Source organism: Burkholderia territorii, assembly GCF_001718335.1.
GTDB classification, from domain to species: Bacteria; Pseudomonadota; Gammaproteobacteria; order Burkholderiales; family Burkholderiaceae; genus Burkholderia; species Burkholderia territorii.
The window spans coordinates 1,991,428-2,008,975 of the sequence record NZ_CP013366.1 but is presented as its reverse complement, the minus strand read 5'-3'; the positions used below and the strand labels follow the sequence as shown (position 1 = coordinate 2,008,975).

Sequence of the window (17,548 nt, the reverse complement as noted above, 5' to 3'; positions counted from 1 at the left end):
TGCTTCCATGAACGCGCTGAACACGCTCGCCATCGCCAACTACCGCTCGCTGCGCGAGCTGATCGTGCCGCTTGCGGCGCTCACCGTCGTCACGGGGCCGAACGGCAGCGGCAAGTCGAGCGTGTATCGCGCGCTGCGGCTCCTCGCCGATACGGCGCAGGGGCGCGTGATTCCGTCGCTCGCGCGCGAAGGCGGGCTGCCGTCGACGCTGTGGGCCGGACCGGAGCGCTTTTCGCGCGCGATGCTCGATGGCGATGCGCCGGTGACGGGCACGGTGCGCAATGGGCCCGTGAGCCTCAAGCTCGGCTTCGCGGGCGACGATTTCGGCTATGCAATCGATCTGGGCCTGCCGGTCCCGAGCCGTTCGCAGTTCGCGCTCGATCCCGTCGTGAAGCGCGAATGCATCTGGGGCGGCGCGTTGCTGCGTCCGTCGACGCTGCTGGTCGACCGGCAGGGCGCGCAGATTCGCGCGCGCACCGGTTCGGGTGAGTGGCGCACGGTGCCGCAGCCGGTCGCAAGCTTCGACAGCATGATGACCGAGTTCGCCGATCCGGTCGGCGCGCCGGAAATGATCGCCGTACGCGAGCGGATCCGGTCGTGGCGCTTCTACGACCATTTCCGCACCGATGCGCAGGCGCCGGCCCGGCAGTCGCACATCGGCACGCATACGCCGGTGCTCGCGGACGACGGCGCCGATCTGGCCGCCGCGCTGCAGACGATTCGCGAAATCGGAGATGCCGCCGCGCTCGATGCGGCGATCGACGATGCTTTCCCCGGCGCATCGATCGATATCGACAATCCGGGCAGCCGCGGCCGCTTCGACGTGCTGATGCGCCAGCCGGGGCTGCTGCGACCGTTGTCGGCCGCCGAGTTGTCGGACGGCACGCTGCGCTACTTGCTGCTCGCGGCCGCGCTGCTCACACCGCGGCCGCCGGCGCTGATGGTGCTCAACGAACCGGAAACGAGCCTGCATCCCGACCTGTTGCCGGCGCTTGGACGCCTGATCGCGCAGGCCGCGCAGCATTCGCAGGTGCTGGTCGTGTCGCACGCGGCACGGCTCATCGCGACGCTCGAACGCGAGGCCGGCTGCGAGTCGCTGGTGCTCGACAAGCAGCTCGGTGCGACCGTGCTGGTCGACGCCGATACGCGCGACCTGCCGCCGTGGAAGTGGCCGTCGCGCTGACGGGCGAGACGGTGCGTGCGGCCGGTCTTTCGCCGCATGCCGCCGGCAGTCCGTCGCCGGAAGCCCGCGGCCCCCGGTCCAGCCGCCGCCGATCCGGTACGGGCGGCCCGGCCAGCGAATGTATCCTGTCTGTAACAACGCCCATAAAATGAAAGCCCGGTGCTTCCGGGTGTCGGGATCGCGAATAATAATGAGATATTCGGCCGGCGCGAGACCCGCCGCATGCCGCCCCGAGCGCGGTGTGCGCCGGTCCGGTGCCGGCCGGCCGAGGACACAGGAGACGTCGACCATGAGAATTGCGCAGATCGCCCCGCTGACCGAATCCGTGCCACCGAAGCTGTACGGCGGCACGGAGCGCGTCGTGTCCTACATTACCGAGGCGCTCGTCGACCTCGGTCACGACGTGACGCTGTTCGCCAGCGGCGATTCGACGACCCGGGCGAAGCTCGAACCGGTGTGGCCGCGCGCGTTGCGGCTCGACTCGTCGATTCGCGACCGCGTCGCTCCGCACATGCTGCTGATGGAGACGGTCGCGCGCCGCGCGAAGGATTTCGACGTGCTCCATTTCCACATGGACTACTACTCGTTTTCGGTTTTCAACCGGCAGGACACGCCGTTCGTGACGACGCTGCATGGCCGGCTCGATCTGCCCGAGCAGCAACCGGTGTTCGACACGTTCAACACCGCGCCGGTGATCTCGATCTCGAATTCGCAGCGCCAGCCGCTGCCGCAGGCGAAATGGCTGACGACCGTGTACCACGGGCTGCCCGACGCGCTGTACCTGCCGCAGCCCGTCGAGCCGCGCTATCTCGCATTCCTCGGCCGCATCTCGCCGGAGAAGCGGGTCGACACGGCGATCCGCATCGCGAGCCAGTGCGGGCTGCCGATCCGGATCGCGGCGAAGATCGACGCGGCGGACCAGGAATACTTCGAACGCGAGATCAAGCCGCTGTTCGCGCTTCCGCACGTCGAATACATCGGCGAGATCGCCGATCACCAGAAGGCCGAATTCCTGTCGGGCGCGCATGCGCTGCTGTTTCCGATCGACTGGCCGGAGCCGTTCGGGCTCGTCATGATCGAGGCGATGTCGTGCGGCACGCCGGTGATCGCGTTCAATCGCGGCGCGGTGCCCGAGGTGGTCGACGAGGGCGTGTCGGGCTTCATCGTCGAGGACGAGATCAGCGCGGTGGCCGCCGTGAACCGGCTGCACCTGCTGCCGCGCGCCCGCGTGCGGCAGCGCTTCGAGGAGCGCTTCACGTCGCGGCGGATGGCGCAGCAGTACGTCGACGTGTATCAGTCGTTGATCCGCGCGCAGAAGCGCTCGCGCTTCAAGGTGATCGATTCGACGACCTGACGCGCAACGCGCGCGGATGAAAAAACGGCGATGCCCGCAAGGACATCGCCGTTTGCACGTGGCCCGCGCGCGGTGCGCACGGGCGCGGACGCCTCGGCGTCAGATCTTCAGCTTCGTGACCTTCGTGCCGTTGATCGACACGTCGCCCATCAGGCCGGCGTTGGTCAGCACGATGACCTGGACCGGCGCGGTAGCCGTGGTCGTGTCGACCGCGCCGTTCGCGCCCATCTTCACGAGTGCGACCGATGCGCCGGCGCCGGCTGCCCAGCCGTCCGAGCCGCGGAATTCGTCGAGCGCTTCCTGCGTCATGAACAGGAACACGATGGCCTTCGACTGCGCGCCGGCCTGCAAGCCGACCGACAGCGACGACGTGTTGTAGTAGCCGACCGTGCTGCCGCCGACACGCAGCGCGCCGTTGCCCGTCTGGCCGCCGACGATGAAGCCTGCCTGGATCACGTCCGGGAACACGAGCACACCGCGCGACTTCGCGACGAGTTCGCGCGAGCCCTTGACCGTGGAATACATGCGCGACAGCGTTGCGTCGACGCTCGAATCGATCGCCTGACGCTTCGACGCGTTGGTCGCGGCATTGTCGGGCTTGTCGGGGGTAGTGGTGCAACCGGTGAGCGCAAGGCTGCCGACGATGAGCGCAGCGGCGGCTTTCAGCACGAGGTTCCGTTTTTGCATCGTTCTTCTCCATCGGATGATGTTCGGAGTGAGTCTCGCTCAAGGAGCGGATCACGTCGGCAGTTATATCACAGTGGATTACAACCCCTTTTCGTCCGCGCATCAAAAAGCGTCAAATCGTTTCGCGGTGTCGCGGCGCACCAACGGACGGACCGGCGCGCGTACGGCAATACGTCGCGCGGCCGGCCGACGGACGGCAGGAAAGGGAAGCGGGAAAGCGGAGCGGTCGCCGCGCGTCAGTGCGGCGTGACGGGCGGTGCGGGCGGCGCGGGCGGCTTGATCGGCGGGCGCCGCAGCGCGCGGCGGATCAGCGCGATCACGACCCCGCAGGCGAACAGGAATGCGGCCGGCACGACCCAGTAGCCGACGAATGCGTGCCACAGATAACCGGCGAGCGTATTGCGGCGCACCACGTATTCGTCGCGGGCCGCCTGCTGACGCGCCGCATTGGCCGCGAGCACGTCGGCCGGGCAGCCGGCCGCGCGCGCCGTGTCAGGATCGCCGTGGCACTTCGCGGCGGCGCCCGCCGCCTGCTGCGCATCGGTCAACTGCCAGGTGGTCAGCGCGAGCTGCAGGTCGGCATTGTTGTACGCCATTTCCTCGCGGATCTCGCGTACGGCGACGATCGCGACGGGCACGGCCCAGAACACGATCACGATCAGCCAGCGGCGGAACCAGCGGTGTTGTCTCCATGCCATCCATGCCTCCGTTTGACGCGGCGTGCGCGTCCGTCTCGAGGGCGGCCCGATGGCGCTTCTTGTACTTGGATGGGCCGCGATGCAGCCATCATAGAAGAAATCGCGGCGAATTGCCGCACCATGTGGCGGTATTCGTACGGCGCGTGGGGAAAGCGGGGACGGCGATGGAGCATCTCGCGGCCACGACCGCGTCGCCGCCGCTGGACGGGCGGCGCGGCGACGCATCCGGCATCATCGCGCGCGTCGATGCGCGTGCAACCAAAATGAAAATGCCGCGCCCGCCGAAGCGGTGCGCGGCATTCGCGCGGGAGCGCCGGGCCTCAGGCGGCCGGCTGGCTGCTCAGGCAGCTCTTCATGAACGCCTTGCGGTCGTCGCCCTTCTTGTCGGCGGCCTGGGTGTTGCAGGCCTTCATCTTTTCCTGCTGGGACATCTTCTTCGCGGGCTTGGCCGACAGGCAGTCCTTCATGAACGCCTTGCGTTCGTCGCCCGTCTTGCCGGCTGCCTGGGTGTTGCAGGCCTTCATCTTGTCCTGCTGGCTGTTCGCCGCGAAAGCGGGGGAAGCCAGCATGCCGCCGAGAAGCACTGCGGCTACGAGCGATTGGATTTTCATTTCGACACTCCCATGGGGTGAATTGCGTTTTATATCGACGCCGTCACGAAGCCCGGCGCAACGGGAACAGGGTCAAGTCGCGCCGCGCGCTCCGATTATGGCAAATCAATGTGAAAACACCAAAACGGCATTCCTATAACGCGGTGGGCAGCGTCGCCGTTGACGGCGTGCGCACGCCGGCGATCGGGACAAACCATGATGCGGCGCGTTCGGCGCCGCTGCCGCGCACGTGACCTACCGGATGCCGGCCGCGAGCCATTACAATCGCGGCCATGAATACTCCGAACTCCGCAACTTCCTCGTCCGCGCCGGCGCTGCCGCGCATCGCCGTACTCGCCACCGGCGGCACGATCGCCGGCGCCGCGCCGGACGCCGCCAGCACGGCCGGCTATCAGGCCGGCGCGCTCGGCGTCAATTTCCTGCTCGACGCGGTGCCGGCGCTCGCGTCGGTCGCACGCATCGATGCCGAGCAGGTCGCCAGCATCGACAGCAAGGATCTCGCGCTGCCGCTGTGGAATACGCTCGCCGCGCGCATCGACGCGCTGATGGCCGATCCGGCAATCGACGGCATCGTGATCACCCACGGTACCGATACGCTCGAGGAAACCGCGTACGCGCTGCATCTGGTCGTGACCGGCGACAAGCCGGTCGTGCTGACGGCCGCGATGCGGCCGGCCACCGCGCTGTCGTCCGACGGTCCGCTGAACCTGCTGAACGCGGTGACGGTCGCCGCGCACCCGGGCGCACGCGGGCAGGGTGTGCTCGTCGCGTTCAACAACCGGATCCACGGCGCGCGCGATGTCGTGAAGACGAGCACCTACGCGGTCGACGCATTCCAGTCGCCGGAACTGGGCGCGCTCGGCTGGGTGCAGGACGGCCGCGTCGAATTCGCGCGCCGCGTGACGCGATCGCGCGACGCGTGTCTCGCGATCGCGGCCGCGTGGCCGGCGGTCGAAGTCGTCGCCAGCTACGCGGGCGTGACGCGCACGGCCGTCGACGCGCTCGTCGCGGCCGGCGTGCGCGGCCTCGTCGTGGCGGGCACCGGCAACGGGTCGATCCATGCGACGCTGCAGGCGGCGCTTGCCGATGCGGTGAAAGCGGGCGTGGCCGTGGTACGCGCGTCGCGCGTCGGCTCGGGGCACGTGATGCGCAACGGCGCCGCGAACGACGACGCGCTCGGTTTCGTGAGCGCCGGCTCGCTGAGCCCGTTCAAGGCACGCGTGCTGCTGATGCTCGCGCTCGCGAACGGCGTGCAAGGGCGCGACGCGCTGCAACGCGCATTCGACACGCTGTGAGCGCACGCCGTCGATCGGGCGGCGCGCATAAAAAAAGGCAGGCCATCGGCCTGCCTTTTTGCGTCAGCACTGCGCGAATGCTCAGGACTGCGGCGGAATCACGAGCTTCTGGCCCGGATAGATCCGGTCCGGGCTCGACAGCATCGGCTTGTTCGCCTCGAAGATCGCCGGGTACTTGTTCGCGTCGCCGTACACTTCCTTGGCGATCGCCGACAGCGTGTCGCCCGGCTTCACGTCGTGGTACTGAACTTCCGGATCGTCCGGCTGCAGATCGTCGTCGTTGACGCCCGCGACGCCTTGCACGTTGCCGGCCGCGACCTTGACCTTCGCCTTCGTGTCGAGGTCGGCGACGCTGCCCGACAGCGTGACGGTGCGCGATGCGCCGTCGAACGCGACGGTCAGGTTCGACGTGTCGAGACCTTGCGTGTTGATGTAGTTCTTGATCGCATCGGCCGCGGTCTGGTTCGCGGCATTCGGATCTTCCGCTGCTTGCGCATCGGCGTGACCCAGCAGTTTTTCACCCGCCTCTTTGATAAACGAAAGAAGACCCATCGCTGCACTCCCTAGGTGGTTGAAAAGAAAACGCGCCGTGAAGTGGCGAAAAAAACACCGCGCTGGGCGCGCTCACCGGGTGAGCGCAAGCGCGGCGGATTTCTCGAAAGGCGTGGCAAAAGTGTAGGCGTTCATCGCGACGATTGCATGAAAAATCGCACACCCGAACGTAAAGAAATGTAATACGCGAAATCCGACAGGCGGACACCCGACGACGACGTCTGACCGACCAAGGCTTCCCCGGCGCCGCCGGGTGCCGCTGCGGACCCCACCACGCCGCTCTCAGCCCAGAGCGGCGTTTTTCGCCCCGCCGCGTATGCATCTCGGCAATGCACGGCAGGGCGCCCCATCGCGATGCACGCCAAAGGCAGAGGTGCGCATCGATGCGACCGGCCGCAGCCGGATCGCGTGTGTGCGTCGCGCGTTCGCCGTTGCAGCGAAACGCGCGTCGTTGCGTCGGCGTTACGCGGCCGGCGCCTGGCCGATCTCGAAGTTCGACATGATTTCAAGCGCTCGCACGAGTGCCGAGTGATCCCACGCCTTGCCGCCGTGCGACGCGCATACGCTGAACAGCTGCTGCGCGCTTGCCGTGTGCGGCAGTGCGAGGCCGAGCTTGCGGGCGCCGTCGAGCGCGAGGTTCAGGTCCTTCTGGTGCAGCTCGATGCGGAAGCCCGGATCGAACGTGCGCTTCGTCATGCGCGCGCCGTGCACTTCGAGGATGCGCGACGCGGCGAAACCGCCCATCAGCGCCTGGCGCACGCGCTCCGGATCGGCACCCGAGCGGGCGGCGAACAGCAGTGCTTCGCCGACCGCTTCGATGTTCAGCGCGACGATGATCTGGTTCGCAACCTTGCACGTCTGGCCCGCGCCGTTCTCGCCGACGAGCGTGATGTTCTTGCCCATCTTCTCGAACAGCGGCTTCGCGCGCTCGAACGCCTTCTCCGGGCCGCCGACCATGATCGTCAGCGTCGCTTCGCGGGCGCCGACCTCGCCGCCGGACACCGGCGCGTCGAGGTAGTCGCAACCGAGCGCGTTGATCTGCTTCGCGAATTCCTGCGTGTCGAGCGGCGAGATCGAGCTCATGTCGATCACGAGCTTGCCGGCGGTCAGGCCCTTCGCGACGCCGTCGTCGGCGAACAGCACGTTACGCACGTCGGGCGTGTCCGGCACCATCGAGATGATGATGTCGGCGTGCTGCGCGACTTCGGTCGAATTTGCGACGACCTTCGCACTCGCGCGCAGGTCGTCGGGGATCGGGAACGCACCGTTCACGACGAGCTGATGATCGCCCTTGAGCAGGTTGCGCGCCATGTGCGCGCCCATGATGCCGAGGCCGATGAAACCGATGGTTGCCATGTGAATGTCTCCTATAGGGGGCGAAAGGGAAGGGCGGATCTCAGGCAGCGCGACGCGCCGAGCCCGGTGCGCAGCCGGCGACGCCTTGCAGCCAGCCGAGCCCTTCCGTCGTGGTGGTGCGCGGCTTGTATTCGCAGCCGACGTAGCCGGCGTAGCCGAGCCGGTCGAGCAGCGCGAACAGGAACGCGTAGTTGATCTCGCCCGTGCCGGGCTCGTTGCGGCCCGGATTGTCCGCGAGCTGGACGTGGCCGATCGATGCGAGATTGCGTTCGATCGTCGCGGCCAGTTCGCCTTCCATGCGCTGCATGTGATAGATGTCGTACTGCAGGAACAGGTTGTCCGAGCCGACCGCGCGAATCACGTCGAGCCCTTCGGACGAGCGGTTCAGCGCGAAGCCCGGGATGTCGAAGCTGTTGCACGGCTCGACCAGCAGACGGATGCCTTCGCGCTTCAACGCATCGGCGGCGAAGCGCAGGTTGTCGACGATCGTGACGAACGTCTTGTCGCGCGCCGTGCTCGCCGACGGGATGCCGACGAGGCAGTTCAGCTGCGGCACCTTCAGCGCCTTCGCGTACTCGATCGCACGGCCGACGCCTTCCTGGAACTCGCCGACGCGATCGGGCAGGCACGCGATGCCGCGCTCGCCCTGGTCCCAGTTGCCGGCGGGCAGGTTGTGCAGCACGAGGCGCAGGCGGTGCGTCTCGAGCCGCTCGGCGAGCTCCTCTTTCGCGTACGGGTACGGGAACAGGAACTCGACGGCGTCGAAGCCCGCGTCCGCGGCCGCCTTGAAGCGGTCGAGGAACGGCACTTCGTTGAACAGCATGGTCAGGTTTGCAGCAAACTTCGGCATGAGTTAAGCCTCTTCGGTCGGTCAGTCAAAAAATGTCGTGCGGATCAGTCGAGCATCGAGATCGCGGTCGGTGCGTGCTCGGCCTTTTCGGCGAGTTCCTCGAACTCGTTGATCGCGTCGATTTCGGTGCCCATCGAGATGTTCGTCACGCGCTCGAGGATCACTTCGACGACCACCGGCACGCTGAACTCGTCCGCGAGCGCCTGCGCCTGCTTCAGCGCCGGCTCGATCTCCTCGGGCTTGAATACGCGCAGCGCCTTGCAGCCGAGACCTTCGGCGACCGCCACGTGGTCGACGCCATAGCCGTTCAGCTCCGGCGCGTTGACGTTGTCGAACGCGAGCTGCACGCAGTAGTCCATGTCGAACGCACGCTGCGCCTGGCGGATCAGCCCGAGGTACGAGTTGTTCACGACGACGTGCACGTACGGCAGCTTGAATTGCGCACCGGCGGCCAGCTCCTCGATCATGAACTGGAAGTCGTAGTCGCCGGACAGCGCGACGATCGGGCGGCGCGGGTCGGCCGCACGCACGCCGAGCGCGGCGGGGATCGTCCAGCCGAGCGGGCCGGCCTGGCCGCAGTTGATCCAGTTGCGCGCCTTGAACACGTGCAGGAACTGCGCGGCGGCGATCTGCGACAGGCCGATCGTGCTGACGTAGCACGTGTCCCGGCCGAACACCTTGTTCATCTCCTCGTACACGCGCTGCGGCTTGACCGGCACGTTGTCGAAGTGCGTCTTGCGCTGCAGCGTGCGTTTGCGTTCCTGGCACTCGGACACCCACGCGCTGCGATCCTTCAGCTTGCCGGCAGCCTTCCATTCCTGCGCGACAGCGACGAACAGCTCGAGCGCGGCCTTCGCGTCGGACACGATGCCGAGGTCCGGGCCGAACACGCGGCCGATCTGCGTGGGCTCGATGTCGACGTGCACGAACTTGCGGCCCTTCGTGTAGACCTCGACGCTGCCCGTGTGGCGGTTCGCCCAGCGGTTGCCGATGCCGAGCACGAAGTCGGACGCGAGCATCGTCGCGTTGCCGTAGCGGTGCGACGTCTGCAGGCCGACCATGCCGGCCATCAGCGGGTGGTCGTCGGCAATCGCGCCCCACGACATCAGCGTCGGGATCACGGGCACGCCGATCGTTTCGGCGAACTGGACGAGCAGGTCCTCGGCCGCCGCGTTGAGCACGCCGCCGCCCGACACGATCAGCGGCTTGTCCGCGTCGTTGAGCATGGCGAGCGCCTTCTCGATCTGCGCGCGGGTCGCCGCGGGCTTGTAGACCGGCAGCGGTTCGTACGTGTCGATGTCGAATTCGATCTCGGCGAGCTGCACGTCGATCGGCAGGTCGACCAGCACCGGTCCCGGGCGGCCCGAGCGCATCAGATGGAATGCCTGCTGGAACACGCGCGGCACGAGCGCCGGCTCGCGCACGGTGACGGCCCACTTCGTGACGGGCTTCGCGATCGATTCGATGTCGACGGCCTGGAAGTCTTCCTTGTACAGACGTGCGCGCGGCGCCTGGCCCGTGATCGCGAGGATCGGAATCGAGTCGGCCGATGCGGAGTAGAGCCCGGTGATCATGTCGGTGCCGGCGGGGCCCGACGTGCCGATGCACACGCCGATGTTGCCCGGCGCGGCACGCGTGAAGCCTTCGGCCATGTGCGATGCACCCTCGACGTGGCGGGCCAGCACGTGGCTGATGCCGCCCGACTTGCGCATTGCGGAATAGAACGGGTTGATTGCCGCGCCCGGCACGCCGAACGCGGTCTGGATGCCTTCCTTCTCGAGCACGAGTACGGCTGCGTCGACGGCTCTCATCTTGGCCATGAATGTCTCCTTGAATGTGCGGATCTTGCGAATCGGTCTGTTGGGGACACTTTAGGGATGCAGGAAAGGTTTGATAAGATCAGCCGAAGTCGCTTATTTCGAAACTAAAAGTATGGAATGACGGCCGGACGGGGTTTCCCGCCGGTGTCGGAGCCGGGACGGAGACGGGAGATGGATCGTTTCAAGCAGATCGAGACGTTCGTGCGCGTCACGGACGCGGGCAGCCTCGCGGCAGCCGCACTCGAGGAGGGCGTGTCGCCGGTGGTGCTCGGGCGGCGCATCGACGCGCTGGAGAAGCGCCTCGGCGTGAAGCTGATGTACCGCTCGACGCGGCGGCTGGTGGTCAGCGAGGAGGGCGCCGCGTTCCTCGAGCGCTGCCGCGGGCTGCTGTCGGAATGGGACCAGGCCGAAAACGAGCTGGCCGCCGGCCGCCGCGCGGTCAGCGGGCACCTGATCGTGTCGGCGCCGGCCGCGTTCGGTCGCAAGCACGTGGCGCCGCACGCGCCCGGTTTCCTCGCCGACAAGCCGGAAATGCAGCTGTCGTTCAACCTGACCGATCGCGTCGTCGATCTCGTGCGCGAAGGCTACGACCTGTCGATCCGGATCGGCGGCTCGGTCGATCCGAACTTCGTCGCGGTGAAGCTCGCGTCGAACCGGCGCGTCGTGTGCGGCACGCCCGAGTACTTCCGCCGCCACGGCCGGCCGAAGTCGCTCGACGACCTGCTCAAGCACAACTGTCTCGCCTTCAACCTGCAGGGCGGGCAGAACCGCGGCTGGTATTTCCAGCGCCACGGCAAGATCGTGACGATGCGGGTGACCGGCAATCTCGACTGCAACGACGGCGAGCTGCTGCACCGCTGGGTCGCCGAAAGCCTCGGGCTCGGCTGGCGCTCGACCTGGGAGATCGCCGCGCAGCTCGAAACGGGCGAACTCGAGACGGTGCTCGACGAATATGCGCTGCCCGACTACGACATCCTCGCGGTCTATCCGCAGCAGCGCTACGTGCCCGCGCGCGTGCGCTACTTCATCGACTATCTGCGCGAAGCGTATGCGCGCCCCGGTTACTGGAGCAGCACGCCGTAACGGGCGGGGCCGGTTCCGGCATCTTTTTGCGCGTCATCGGCTTCACGCGGGAATAAACTCGACGCAGCGACGGTAAGGTCATCGAGTGCGCACGCTGCCGGTCTGTCCGGGCACCGGGCGCGGAACGGGCGCGGCTTCGGCCGCCGGGGACCAGGGAGGCCACGTGGGGCAAGCCGGACAGGCGGTCGATGAACGGACGGAGAACGACGCGCTCGCGCGCGGCGAGCGTTTTCGCGCGCTCGTGCTGCCGCATCTCGACGCCGCGTACAACCTCGCGCGCTGGCTGAGCGGCAACGCGGGCGACGCGGACGACGTCGTCCAGGATGCGTGCATGCGCGCGCTGCGCTTCGTCGATTCGTGTCGCGGCGACAACGCGCGGCCGTGGCTGCTGACGATCGTGCGCCACACCTGGTACACCGAGTGGCGCCGCCGCACTCACGCGCACGAAGTGGCACTGCCCGACACGCTCGACGACGCGGAGGCGCCCGACGACTGGCAGCCGGCGACCGAGGATCCGCTCGCGCAACTGCTGCGCGGCGAGAACGTGCGGCTCGTGAACGCGGCGCTCGCGAAGCTGCCGCCCGAATATCGCGAGGTGCTGGTGCTGCGCGAGATGGAGGATTTAAGTTACCGCGAGATCGCGACGATTGCCGACGTGCCCGTCGGCACCGTGATGTCGCGGCTCGCGCGCGGCCGGCGCAGGCTCGCCGCGCTGCTGGGTGACGCGGCGGGGCCGGCGTCGGCGTCCAGACCCGCGCCGGGACGTGCGTCGGCAAGCGGAACCGCATCGGAGGCGATCGATGGACTGTAACGAAGCGCGCGCGCTGCTGGACGCGGACGTCGACCGCGAGCTGTCGGCGCCCGACGCATTGCGCGTCCAGCGGCATGTCGAAGGGTGCGACGCGTGCCGTCGCGAACGCGAACGAATCGTCGCGCTGGGGCGGATCGTGCGGCAGGCCGATTATCACCGCGCGCCGGACGCGCTGCGCGCGAGCATCGTCGCGCAGCTGCCGGCGGCGGGCGGCGCGGGAGAGCGCACGCAGACGCGTGCGCAAGCGCGGCCCGACGGGGCGGCGCGGCCGCGACCCCGGCCGAACGGCCGGCGCTGGTTCTCATGGCCGACCGGGCGCGGCGAGCCGGCTCGCCCGGCGCCTGCCGGGCCGGGGGCGCGTGCGCCCGCGCTGCCGGGGCTCGGCTGGGGCGTGGCGCTCCTGGTCGCGCTGGCCGCGGCTGCGGGGATGGCGGTGTCCGCGCACCGCGCCGAAACCGGCCAGACGGTCGATGAACTGGTCTCGAGCCACGTGCGGGCCGGCCTGTCGGCGCGCGACATCGACGTGATCTCGACCGACCGGCATACGGTCAAGCCGTGGTTCAACGGCCGGCTCGACTATGCGCCGCCGGTCGAGGACCTGTCCGCGAGCGGCTTTCCGCTGGCCGGCGGCCGGCTCGACTACGTGGGGCGGCGCCGCGTCGCGGTGCTGGTCTACCGATACCGCCAGCACGTGATCGACGTGTACGTGTGGCCAGCCGGCGTCGGGCGGCAGGCGGCGCCGTACGCGACCGTGTCGCAGGGTTACGCGCTCGACCGCTGGGATGCGGCCGGGATGACGTGGTGGGCCGTGACCGATGCCGAGCCGTCGGCGCTGACCGCGTTCAGGACGGCGCTCGACACGCGGCTGGGCGGGGTGCGCAGCGAGTGACTTCGGCGCGCGTCGCCCGCCCGTCGCCCCGCGCGGGATGCTCCGCCCCCGATTTACGAACTGGCACTCGCACATGGCTTTCAGCGGCCGGAGCCATTCAAGTCGTTGAAAACATGGCCGAATCCGGTCGGAAATCGCCGATCGGTATTGCATGCGCCCCGTATCCGGGTTAGAATCTTCGGCTTCTCACTTGCCACACCGGTTCAGACGCCCGGGTGGCTTCTATCCACAAGGAGTGTGTAATGCGTCATTACGAAATCGTATTCATCGTGCACCCCGATCAGAGCGAGCAAGTGCCCGCGATGATCGAGCGTTACAAGACCACGATCACGACGCACGGCGGCCAGATCCACCGTGTCGAAGACTGGGGCCGTCGCCAGCTGGCCTACATGATCGAGAAACTCGCGAAGGCTCACTACGTCTGCATGAACATCGAGTGCGACCAGACGACGCTCGACGAACTCGAACACGCGTTCAAGTTCAACGACGCCGTGCTGCGCCACCTCATCGTCAAGATGAAGAAGGCCGAAACCGGCCCGTCGCCGATGATGAAGGAAGTTCAGCGCGAAGAAGCCAAGAAGGCGGCTGCAGCTCAGCCGACCGAAGCGCAGGCTTAAGTTCGTCACTCATTAAGCCATCAAGGAGCGCGCCACTCACGTGAACAGGTTGCAATTGACGGCGAGCGTCGTCGAACGCGCACCGGTGCGATATACGCCGGCAGGTGTTCCGATCGCAAGCGCCACGTTGCATCACCGCACGGAAGTCGTCGAAGCAGGCATTCCCCGTCAGGTCGAAATGACGATCGAGGCGGTGGCGGCCGGTGAGGCGAGCGGCAAGCTGGAAAGCCGTGAAATGGGCGTCGAAACGCTGTTCACGGGCTTCCTGGCAAAGAAAAGCCGCAACGCGAGAACCTTGGTGTTTCACATCACTGCATTGCAGGACATAGGAAAGGACTGAAATCATGGCCCGCCCGACTGGTAAGAAATTCGACAAGCGTCGTCAGCAACAAAACCCGCTCTTCAAGCGCAAGAAGTTCTGCCGTTTCACGGCTGCCGGCGTCGAGCAGATCGACTACAAGGACACGGAAACGCTGAAGGACTTCATCGGCGAAAACGGCAAGATCACGCCGGCTCGTCTGACGGGTACGAAGGCGCACTATCAGCGTCAGCTGGATACGGCAATCAAGCGTGCGCGTTTCCTCGCGCTGCTGCCGTACACCGATCAGCACAAGGCGTAATCAGGCGACGCAATAAGGAGAATTCGAATGCAAATCATTCTGTTGGAAAAAGTCGCCAATCTGGGCAACCTCGGCGATATCGTCAAGGTCAAGGACGGTTACGCTCGCAACTTCCTGATCCCGAACCGCAAGGCTCGCCGTGCAACGAAGGAAGCGATCGCCGAATTCGAAGTTCGCCGCGCTGAACTCGAAAAGATCGCCGCTGAAAAGCTGGCGGCATCGCAGGCAGTCGGCGAGAAGCTGAACGGCCAGTCGTTCGAAATCACGCAGAAGTCGGGCGTCGACGGCCGTCTGTTCGGCTCGGTCACGAACGGCGACGTCGCGGAACTGCTGAAGAAGGCAGGTTTCGAAGTCGAGAAGCTGCAAGTTCGCATGCCGGAAGGCCCGCTGAAGATGATCGGCGAGCACGTCGTTCAGATCGCGCTGCATACGGACGTCGTCGTCGACGTCACGATCAACGTGATCGGCGACCACGCGTAAGCGTACGCAAGCTTGCCGGGCGGCTTCCGCCGTCCGGACAAGGGCAGGCGCCCGGGCAACCGGGGCCTGCCTTTTTTATTGCCGCATCACGGGTGGCCGGTATGGCGCCGAGCTGTGTAATTCGCGATAATCCCAACCCATGAACGCGCCGCAAGATCCTCAAATCGAATCGCTGAAAGTCCCGCCGCATTCGGTCGAAGCCGAGCAGTCGGTGCTCGGCGGCCTGTTGCTCGACAACGCGGCCTGGGACCGGATTGCCGACTTCCTGTCGCAGGGCGACTTCTATCGCTACGACCACCGGATCATCTACGAGCACATCGGCCGGCTGATCGCGTCGACACGCCCGGCCGACGTCGTGACCGTGTACGAAGCGCTGACCACGTCCGGCAAGGCCGAGGACGTCGGCGGTCTCGCCTACCTGAACGCACTCGCGCAGAACACGCCGAGCGCCGCGAACATCCGCCGCTACGCGGAAATCGTGCGCGACCGCGCGGTGCTGCGCCGGCTCGTGTCGGTCGCCGACGAAATCTCGGCCGACGCGTTCAATCCGCAGGGCAAGGAGGTTCGCCAGCTGCTCGACGAGGCCGAATCGAAGGTGTTCTCGATCGCCGAGGAGGGCGCGCGCGGCAACCAGGGCTTTCTCGAGATCGGCCCGCTGCTCACGCAGGTCGTCGAGCGCATCGACACGCTGTACCACACGGCGAACCCGAGCGACGTCACGGGCACGCCGACGGGCTTCGTCGACCTCGACCGGATGACGTCCGGGATGCACGGCGGCGAATTGATCATCGTCGCGGGACGACCGTCGATGGGTAAGGCCCAGCCGCTCGACGCGCGCGTCCGGACGCTGACGGGCTGGAAGCCGATGGGCGAGCTGGCGGTCGGCGATGCGCTTGCTTCGGTCGACGGTGCGCCGTCGATCGTGACCGGCATCTACCCGCAGGGCGAACGCCAGGTCTACCGGGTCAGCTTTTCGGATGGGCGCTCGGCCGAATGCTGCGACGAGCACCTGTGGTGCGTCCATTTCCGCGAGTGGGAAAAGCCGCGCGTGCTGTCGACCGCGGAGATTCGCACGCTGCTGACGCGCGAGCGCTACCGGAACCGGTTGTGGATCGACATGCCGAGCGGCGAATTCGGTCATCGCGAGGCGCTGCCCGTCGATCCGTGGGTGCTCGGCGCGCTGCTGGGCGACGGTGCGCTCGGCGGTACGGCCGTGCGTTTCAGTGTGAAGGCCGAGGAAACGTTGAACCGGATGCGCGCGCGCGTCGACGCATCGCTCGAACTCGAATACGCGGGCCAGTACGACTGGCGCATCAAGCGTCGGTCATCGACGGCCGGCGCGGTCCGGCCGTCCGCCAATCCGCTCAAGGCTGCGCTCGAGCAGCTCGGTGTGTGGGGGGCGACGAGCTACGACAAGTTCATCCCGCGCATCTACCTCGATGCAGACAAGGGCGCGCGGCTGGATTTGCTGCGTGGGCTGCTCGACACGGACGGCTGGGTCGAATCGTGGGGCACGGTGCGTTATTCGACCGCCAGCGCGCAACTGGCGAGCGACGTGCGCGAACTGGCGCGTTCGCTCGGTGCGTGGTGCCAGATTACCGAAAAGGCGACGAGCTTCACGGTCGACGGCGAACGCAAGGCCGGTGCGATGGCCTACGTTTGCACGATCAGTCACCCGGATCCGCAGAGCCTGTTCCTGTTCGAGGGCAAGCGCGAGCGGCTCACGGGCGGGCGTGCGCGCCGCAAGATGCCGGTCATCGCCGGTATCGAGCCGACGCGCCGGACGGCCACGCAATGCATTTCGGTCTCGCATCCGTCGCGGCTCTACGTGACCGACGATTACGTCGTGACCCACAATACGGCGTTCTCGATGAACATCGGCGAATACGTCGCGGTCGAGTACGGGCTGCCGGTCGCGGTGTTCTCGATGGAAATGCCGGGCGCCCAGCTCGTGATGCGTATGCTCGGCTCGATCGGCCGGCTCGACCAGCACCGGATGCGTACCGGCCGCCTGACCGACGAGGACTGGCCGAAACTGACGCACGCAGTGCAGAAGATGAGCGAGGCGCAGCTTTTCATCGACGAGACGGGCGGCCTGAACCCGATGGAATTGCGCTCGCGCGCGCGGCGTCTGGCACGCCAGTGCGGCAAGCTCGGCCTGATCATCGTCGACTACCTGCAGCTGATGTCGGGTTCGTCGCAGGGCGAGAACCGTGCGACCGAAATCTCGGAAATCTCGCGATCTCTGAAGAGTCTGGCCAAGGAGCTGGACGTCCCGGTGATCGCACTGTCGCAGCTGAACCGCGGGCTGGAGCAGCGTCCGAACAAGCGGCCGGTGATGTCCGACCTGCGCGAGTCGGGCGCAATCGAACAGGACGCCGACGTGATCCTGTTCATCTATCGTGACGAGGTCTACAACCCGGACAGCCCGGACAAGGGCACGGCCGAAATCATCATCGGCAAGCAGCGTAACGGCCCGATCGGGCCCGTTCGGCTCACGTTCCTGGGCCAATACACGAAGTTCGACAACTTTGCGGGGGCGCAGAACTTCTACGGCGAGTAACACTTCTTCGCCGGATGTAAACCGTTATTTCACCAAGCGTTGTATCCAATCCCGGCGCGCGCATATGCGCGCGTCGCGT

Annotated in this window: 18 protein-coding genes; 11 read left to right on the top strand and 7 right to left on the bottom strand. The window is 66.9% G+C overall.

What is annotated here, in order from left to right; translation table 11 throughout:
- Window positions 1-7: 7 nt before the first annotated feature.
- Both WS51_RS19845 and WS51_RS19840 read left to right on the top strand, forming a co-directional pair.
- Window positions 8-1,183 carry an AAA family ATPase gene (locus WS51_RS19845; protein WP_059503156.1) on the top strand — a complete coding sequence of 392 codons (1,176 nt, stop codon included), beginning with the start codon at window positions 8-10 and terminating at the stop codon, window positions 1,181-1,183.
- 289 nt (window positions 1,184-1,472) lie between these two features.
- Window positions 1,473-2,537, top strand: a complete 1,065-nt coding sequence (locus WS51_RS19840) for a glycosyltransferase family 4 protein (protein WP_059449923.1) — start codon at window positions 1,473-1,475, stop codon at window positions 2,535-2,537.
- Window positions 2,538-2,636: 99 nt separating this feature from the next.
- Here WS51_RS19840 and WS51_RS19835 read toward each other — a convergent pair whose 3' ends face one another.
- From WS51_RS19835 to WS51_RS19825, 3 genes are all read right to left on the bottom strand, one after another.
- Window positions 2,637-3,224 (bottom strand): BPSL1445 family SYLF domain-containing lipoprotein, encoded by a 588-nt coding sequence (locus WS51_RS19835; protein ID WP_059449922.1) that lies wholly within the window; start codon window positions 3,222-3,224, stop codon window positions 2,637-2,639.
- A gap of 236 nt (window positions 3,225-3,460) precedes the next feature.
- Entirely contained in the window at window positions 3,461-3,922 is a 462-nt protein-coding gene (locus tag WS51_RS19830) for a hypothetical protein (RefSeq protein WP_059449921.1), read from the bottom strand.
- A 320-nt stretch (window positions 3,923-4,242) separates the two neighbouring features.
- Window positions 4,243-4,533 carry a PsiF family protein gene (locus tag WS51_RS19825; RefSeq protein WP_044843641.1) on the bottom strand — a complete coding sequence of 97 codons (291 nt, stop codon included), beginning with the start codon at window positions 4,531-4,533 and terminating at the stop codon, window positions 4,243-4,245.
- Window positions 4,534-4,805: 272 nt separating this feature from the next.
- Between WS51_RS19825 and WS51_RS19820 the strand changes: the two genes are divergently transcribed.
- On the top strand, window positions 4,806-5,828 hold the full coding sequence (locus tag WS51_RS19820; RefSeq protein ID WP_069229682.1) for an asparaginase: 1,023 nt from the start codon (window positions 4,806-4,808) through the stop codon (window positions 5,826-5,828).
- An 81-nt stretch (window positions 5,829-5,909) separates the two neighbouring features.
- Here WS51_RS19820 and lysM read toward each other — a convergent pair whose 3' ends face one another.
- From lysM to gcl, 4 genes are all read right to left on the bottom strand, one after another.
- Window positions 5,910-6,380 (bottom strand): peptidoglycan-binding protein LysM, encoded by a 471-nt coding sequence (gene lysM, locus WS51_RS19815; protein WP_021162125.1) that lies wholly within the window; start codon window positions 6,378-6,380, stop codon window positions 5,910-5,912.
- A 462-nt stretch (window positions 6,381-6,842) separates the two neighbouring features.
- On the bottom strand, window positions 6,843-7,736 hold the full coding sequence (locus tag WS51_RS19810) for a 2-hydroxy-3-oxopropionate reductase (RefSeq protein WP_059503151.1): 894 nt from the start codon (window positions 7,734-7,736) through the stop codon (window positions 6,843-6,845).
- Between the two features lie 40 nt (window positions 7,737-7,776).
- The gene (hyi, locus tag WS51_RS19805) at window positions 7,777-8,586 is read right to left on the bottom strand and encodes a hydroxypyruvate isomerase (RefSeq protein ID WP_039367004.1); all 810 of its coding nucleotides are present in this window, start codon (window positions 8,584-8,586) and stop codon (window positions 7,777-7,779) included.
- A 44-nt stretch (window positions 8,587-8,630) separates the two neighbouring features.
- Complete coding sequence (gene gcl, locus WS51_RS19800; protein WP_059449917.1) at window positions 8,631-10,406, bottom strand: glyoxylate carboligase; 1,776 nt, start codon at window positions 10,404-10,406, stop codon at window positions 8,631-8,633.
- Between the two features lie 171 nt (window positions 10,407-10,577).
- Here gcl and WS51_RS19795 point away from each other — a divergent pair, with 171 nt between their 5' ends.
- The 8 genes from WS51_RS19795 to dnaB all read left to right on the top strand — a co-directional run bounded on the left by WS51_RS19795 (window position 10,578) and on the right by dnaB (window position 17,469).
- A complete protein-coding gene (locus tag WS51_RS19795) occupies window positions 10,578-11,489 on the top strand; it encodes a LysR family transcriptional regulator (RefSeq protein WP_069229681.1) in 912 nt (303 codons plus the stop codon).
- A 163-nt stretch (window positions 11,490-11,652) separates the two neighbouring features.
- Window positions 11,653-12,300, top strand: coding sequence for an RNA polymerase sigma factor (locus tag WS51_RS19790; RefSeq protein ID WP_059770172.1), 648 nt, complete (start codon window positions 11,653-11,655; stop codon window positions 12,298-12,300).
- On the top strand, window positions 12,290-13,189 hold the full coding sequence (locus tag WS51_RS19785; protein WP_069229680.1) for an anti-sigma factor family protein: 900 nt from the start codon (window positions 12,290-12,292) through the stop codon (window positions 13,187-13,189). Before WS51_RS19790 ends, WS51_RS19785 begins: the two co-directional genes overlap by 11 nt.
- Before the next feature lie 242 nt (window positions 13,190-13,431).
- Window positions 13,432-13,806 (top strand): 30S ribosomal protein S6, encoded by a 375-nt coding sequence (rpsF, locus tag WS51_RS19780; protein WP_006755436.1) that lies wholly within the window; start codon window positions 13,432-13,434, stop codon window positions 13,804-13,806.
- Window positions 13,807-13,846: 40 nt separating this feature from the next.
- Window positions 13,847-14,146 carry a primosomal replication protein N gene (gene priB / locus WS51_RS19775; protein WP_006486250.1) on the top strand — a complete coding sequence of 100 codons (300 nt, stop codon included), beginning with the start codon at window positions 13,847-13,849 and terminating at the stop codon, window positions 14,144-14,146.
- Window positions 14,147-14,150: 4 nt separating this feature from the next.
- Window positions 14,151-14,426, top strand: coding sequence for a 30S ribosomal protein S18 (rpsR, locus tag WS51_RS19770; protein WP_004193360.1), 276 nt, complete (start codon window positions 14,151-14,153; stop codon window positions 14,424-14,426).
- Between the two features lie 27 nt (window positions 14,427-14,453).
- On the top strand, window positions 14,454-14,906 hold the full coding sequence (rplI, locus tag WS51_RS19765; RefSeq protein ID WP_059449913.1) for a 50S ribosomal protein L9: 453 nt from the start codon (window positions 14,454-14,456) through the stop codon (window positions 14,904-14,906).
- A 139-nt stretch (window positions 14,907-15,045) separates the two neighbouring features.
- Window positions 15,046-17,469: a replicative DNA helicase gene (gene dnaB, locus WS51_RS19760; RefSeq protein WP_069229679.1), complete on the top strand. Its 2,424-nt coding sequence runs from the start codon at window positions 15,046-15,048 to the stop codon at window positions 17,467-17,469.
- Window positions 17,470-17,548 lie beyond the last annotated feature (79 nt).

What these genes read in the sequence shown, in the direction of transcription:
- WS51_RS19845 (WP_059503156.1), top strand. Translation starts at nt 8, where the DNA reads ATGAACGCGCTGAACACGCTCGCCATCGCCAACTACCGCTCGCTGCGC.
- WS51_RS19840 (WP_059449923.1), top strand. Translation starts at nt 1,473, where the DNA reads ATGAGAATTGCGCAGATCGCCCCGCTGACCGAATCCGTGCCACCGAAG.
- WS51_RS19835 (WP_059449922.1), bottom strand. Translation starts at nt 3,224, where the DNA reads ATGCAAAAACGGAACCTCGTGCTGAAAGCCGCCGCTGCGCTCATCGTC.
- WS51_RS19830 (WP_059449921.1), bottom strand. Translation starts at nt 3,922, where the DNA reads ATGGCATGGAGACAACACCGCTGGTTCCGCCGCTGGCTGATCGTGATC.
- WS51_RS19825 (WP_044843641.1), bottom strand. Translation starts at nt 4,533, where the DNA reads ATGAAAATCCAATCGCTCGTAGCCGCAGTGCTTCTCGGCGGCATGCTG.
- WS51_RS19820 (WP_069229682.1), top strand. Translation starts at nt 4,806, where the DNA reads ATGAATACTCCGAACTCCGCAACTTCCTCGTCCGCGCCGGCGCTGCCG.
- lysM (WP_021162125.1), bottom strand. Translation starts at nt 6,380, where the DNA reads ATGGGTCTTCTTTCGTTTATCAAAGAGGCGGGTGAAAAACTGCTGGGT.
- WS51_RS19810 (WP_059503151.1), bottom strand. Translation starts at nt 7,736, where the DNA reads ATGGCAACCATCGGTTTCATCGGCCTCGGCATCATGGGCGCGCACATG.
- hyi (WP_039367004.1), bottom strand. Translation starts at nt 8,586, where the DNA reads ATGCCGAAGTTTGCTGCAAACCTGACCATGCTGTTCAACGAAGTGCCG.
- gcl (WP_059449917.1), bottom strand. Translation starts at nt 10,406, where the DNA reads ATGGCCAAGATGAGAGCCGTCGACGCAGCCGTACTCGTGCTCGAGAAG.
- WS51_RS19795 (WP_069229681.1), top strand. Translation starts at nt 10,578, where the DNA reads ATGGATCGTTTCAAGCAGATCGAGACGTTCGTGCGCGTCACGGACGCG.
- WS51_RS19785 (WP_069229680.1), top strand. Translation starts at nt 12,290, where the DNA reads ATGGACTGTAACGAAGCGCGCGCGCTGCTGGACGCGGACGTCGACCGC.
- rpsF (WP_006755436.1), top strand. Translation starts at nt 13,432, where the DNA reads ATGCGTCATTACGAAATCGTATTCATCGTGCACCCCGATCAGAGCGAG.
- rpsR (WP_004193360.1), top strand. Translation starts at nt 14,151, where the DNA reads ATGGCCCGCCCGACTGGTAAGAAATTCGACAAGCGTCGTCAGCAACAA.
- rplI (WP_059449913.1), top strand. Translation starts at nt 14,454, where the DNA reads ATGCAAATCATTCTGTTGGAAAAAGTCGCCAATCTGGGCAACCTCGGC.
- dnaB (WP_069229679.1), top strand. Translation starts at nt 15,046, where the DNA reads ATGAACGCGCCGCAAGATCCTCAAATCGAATCGCTGAAAGTCCCGCCG.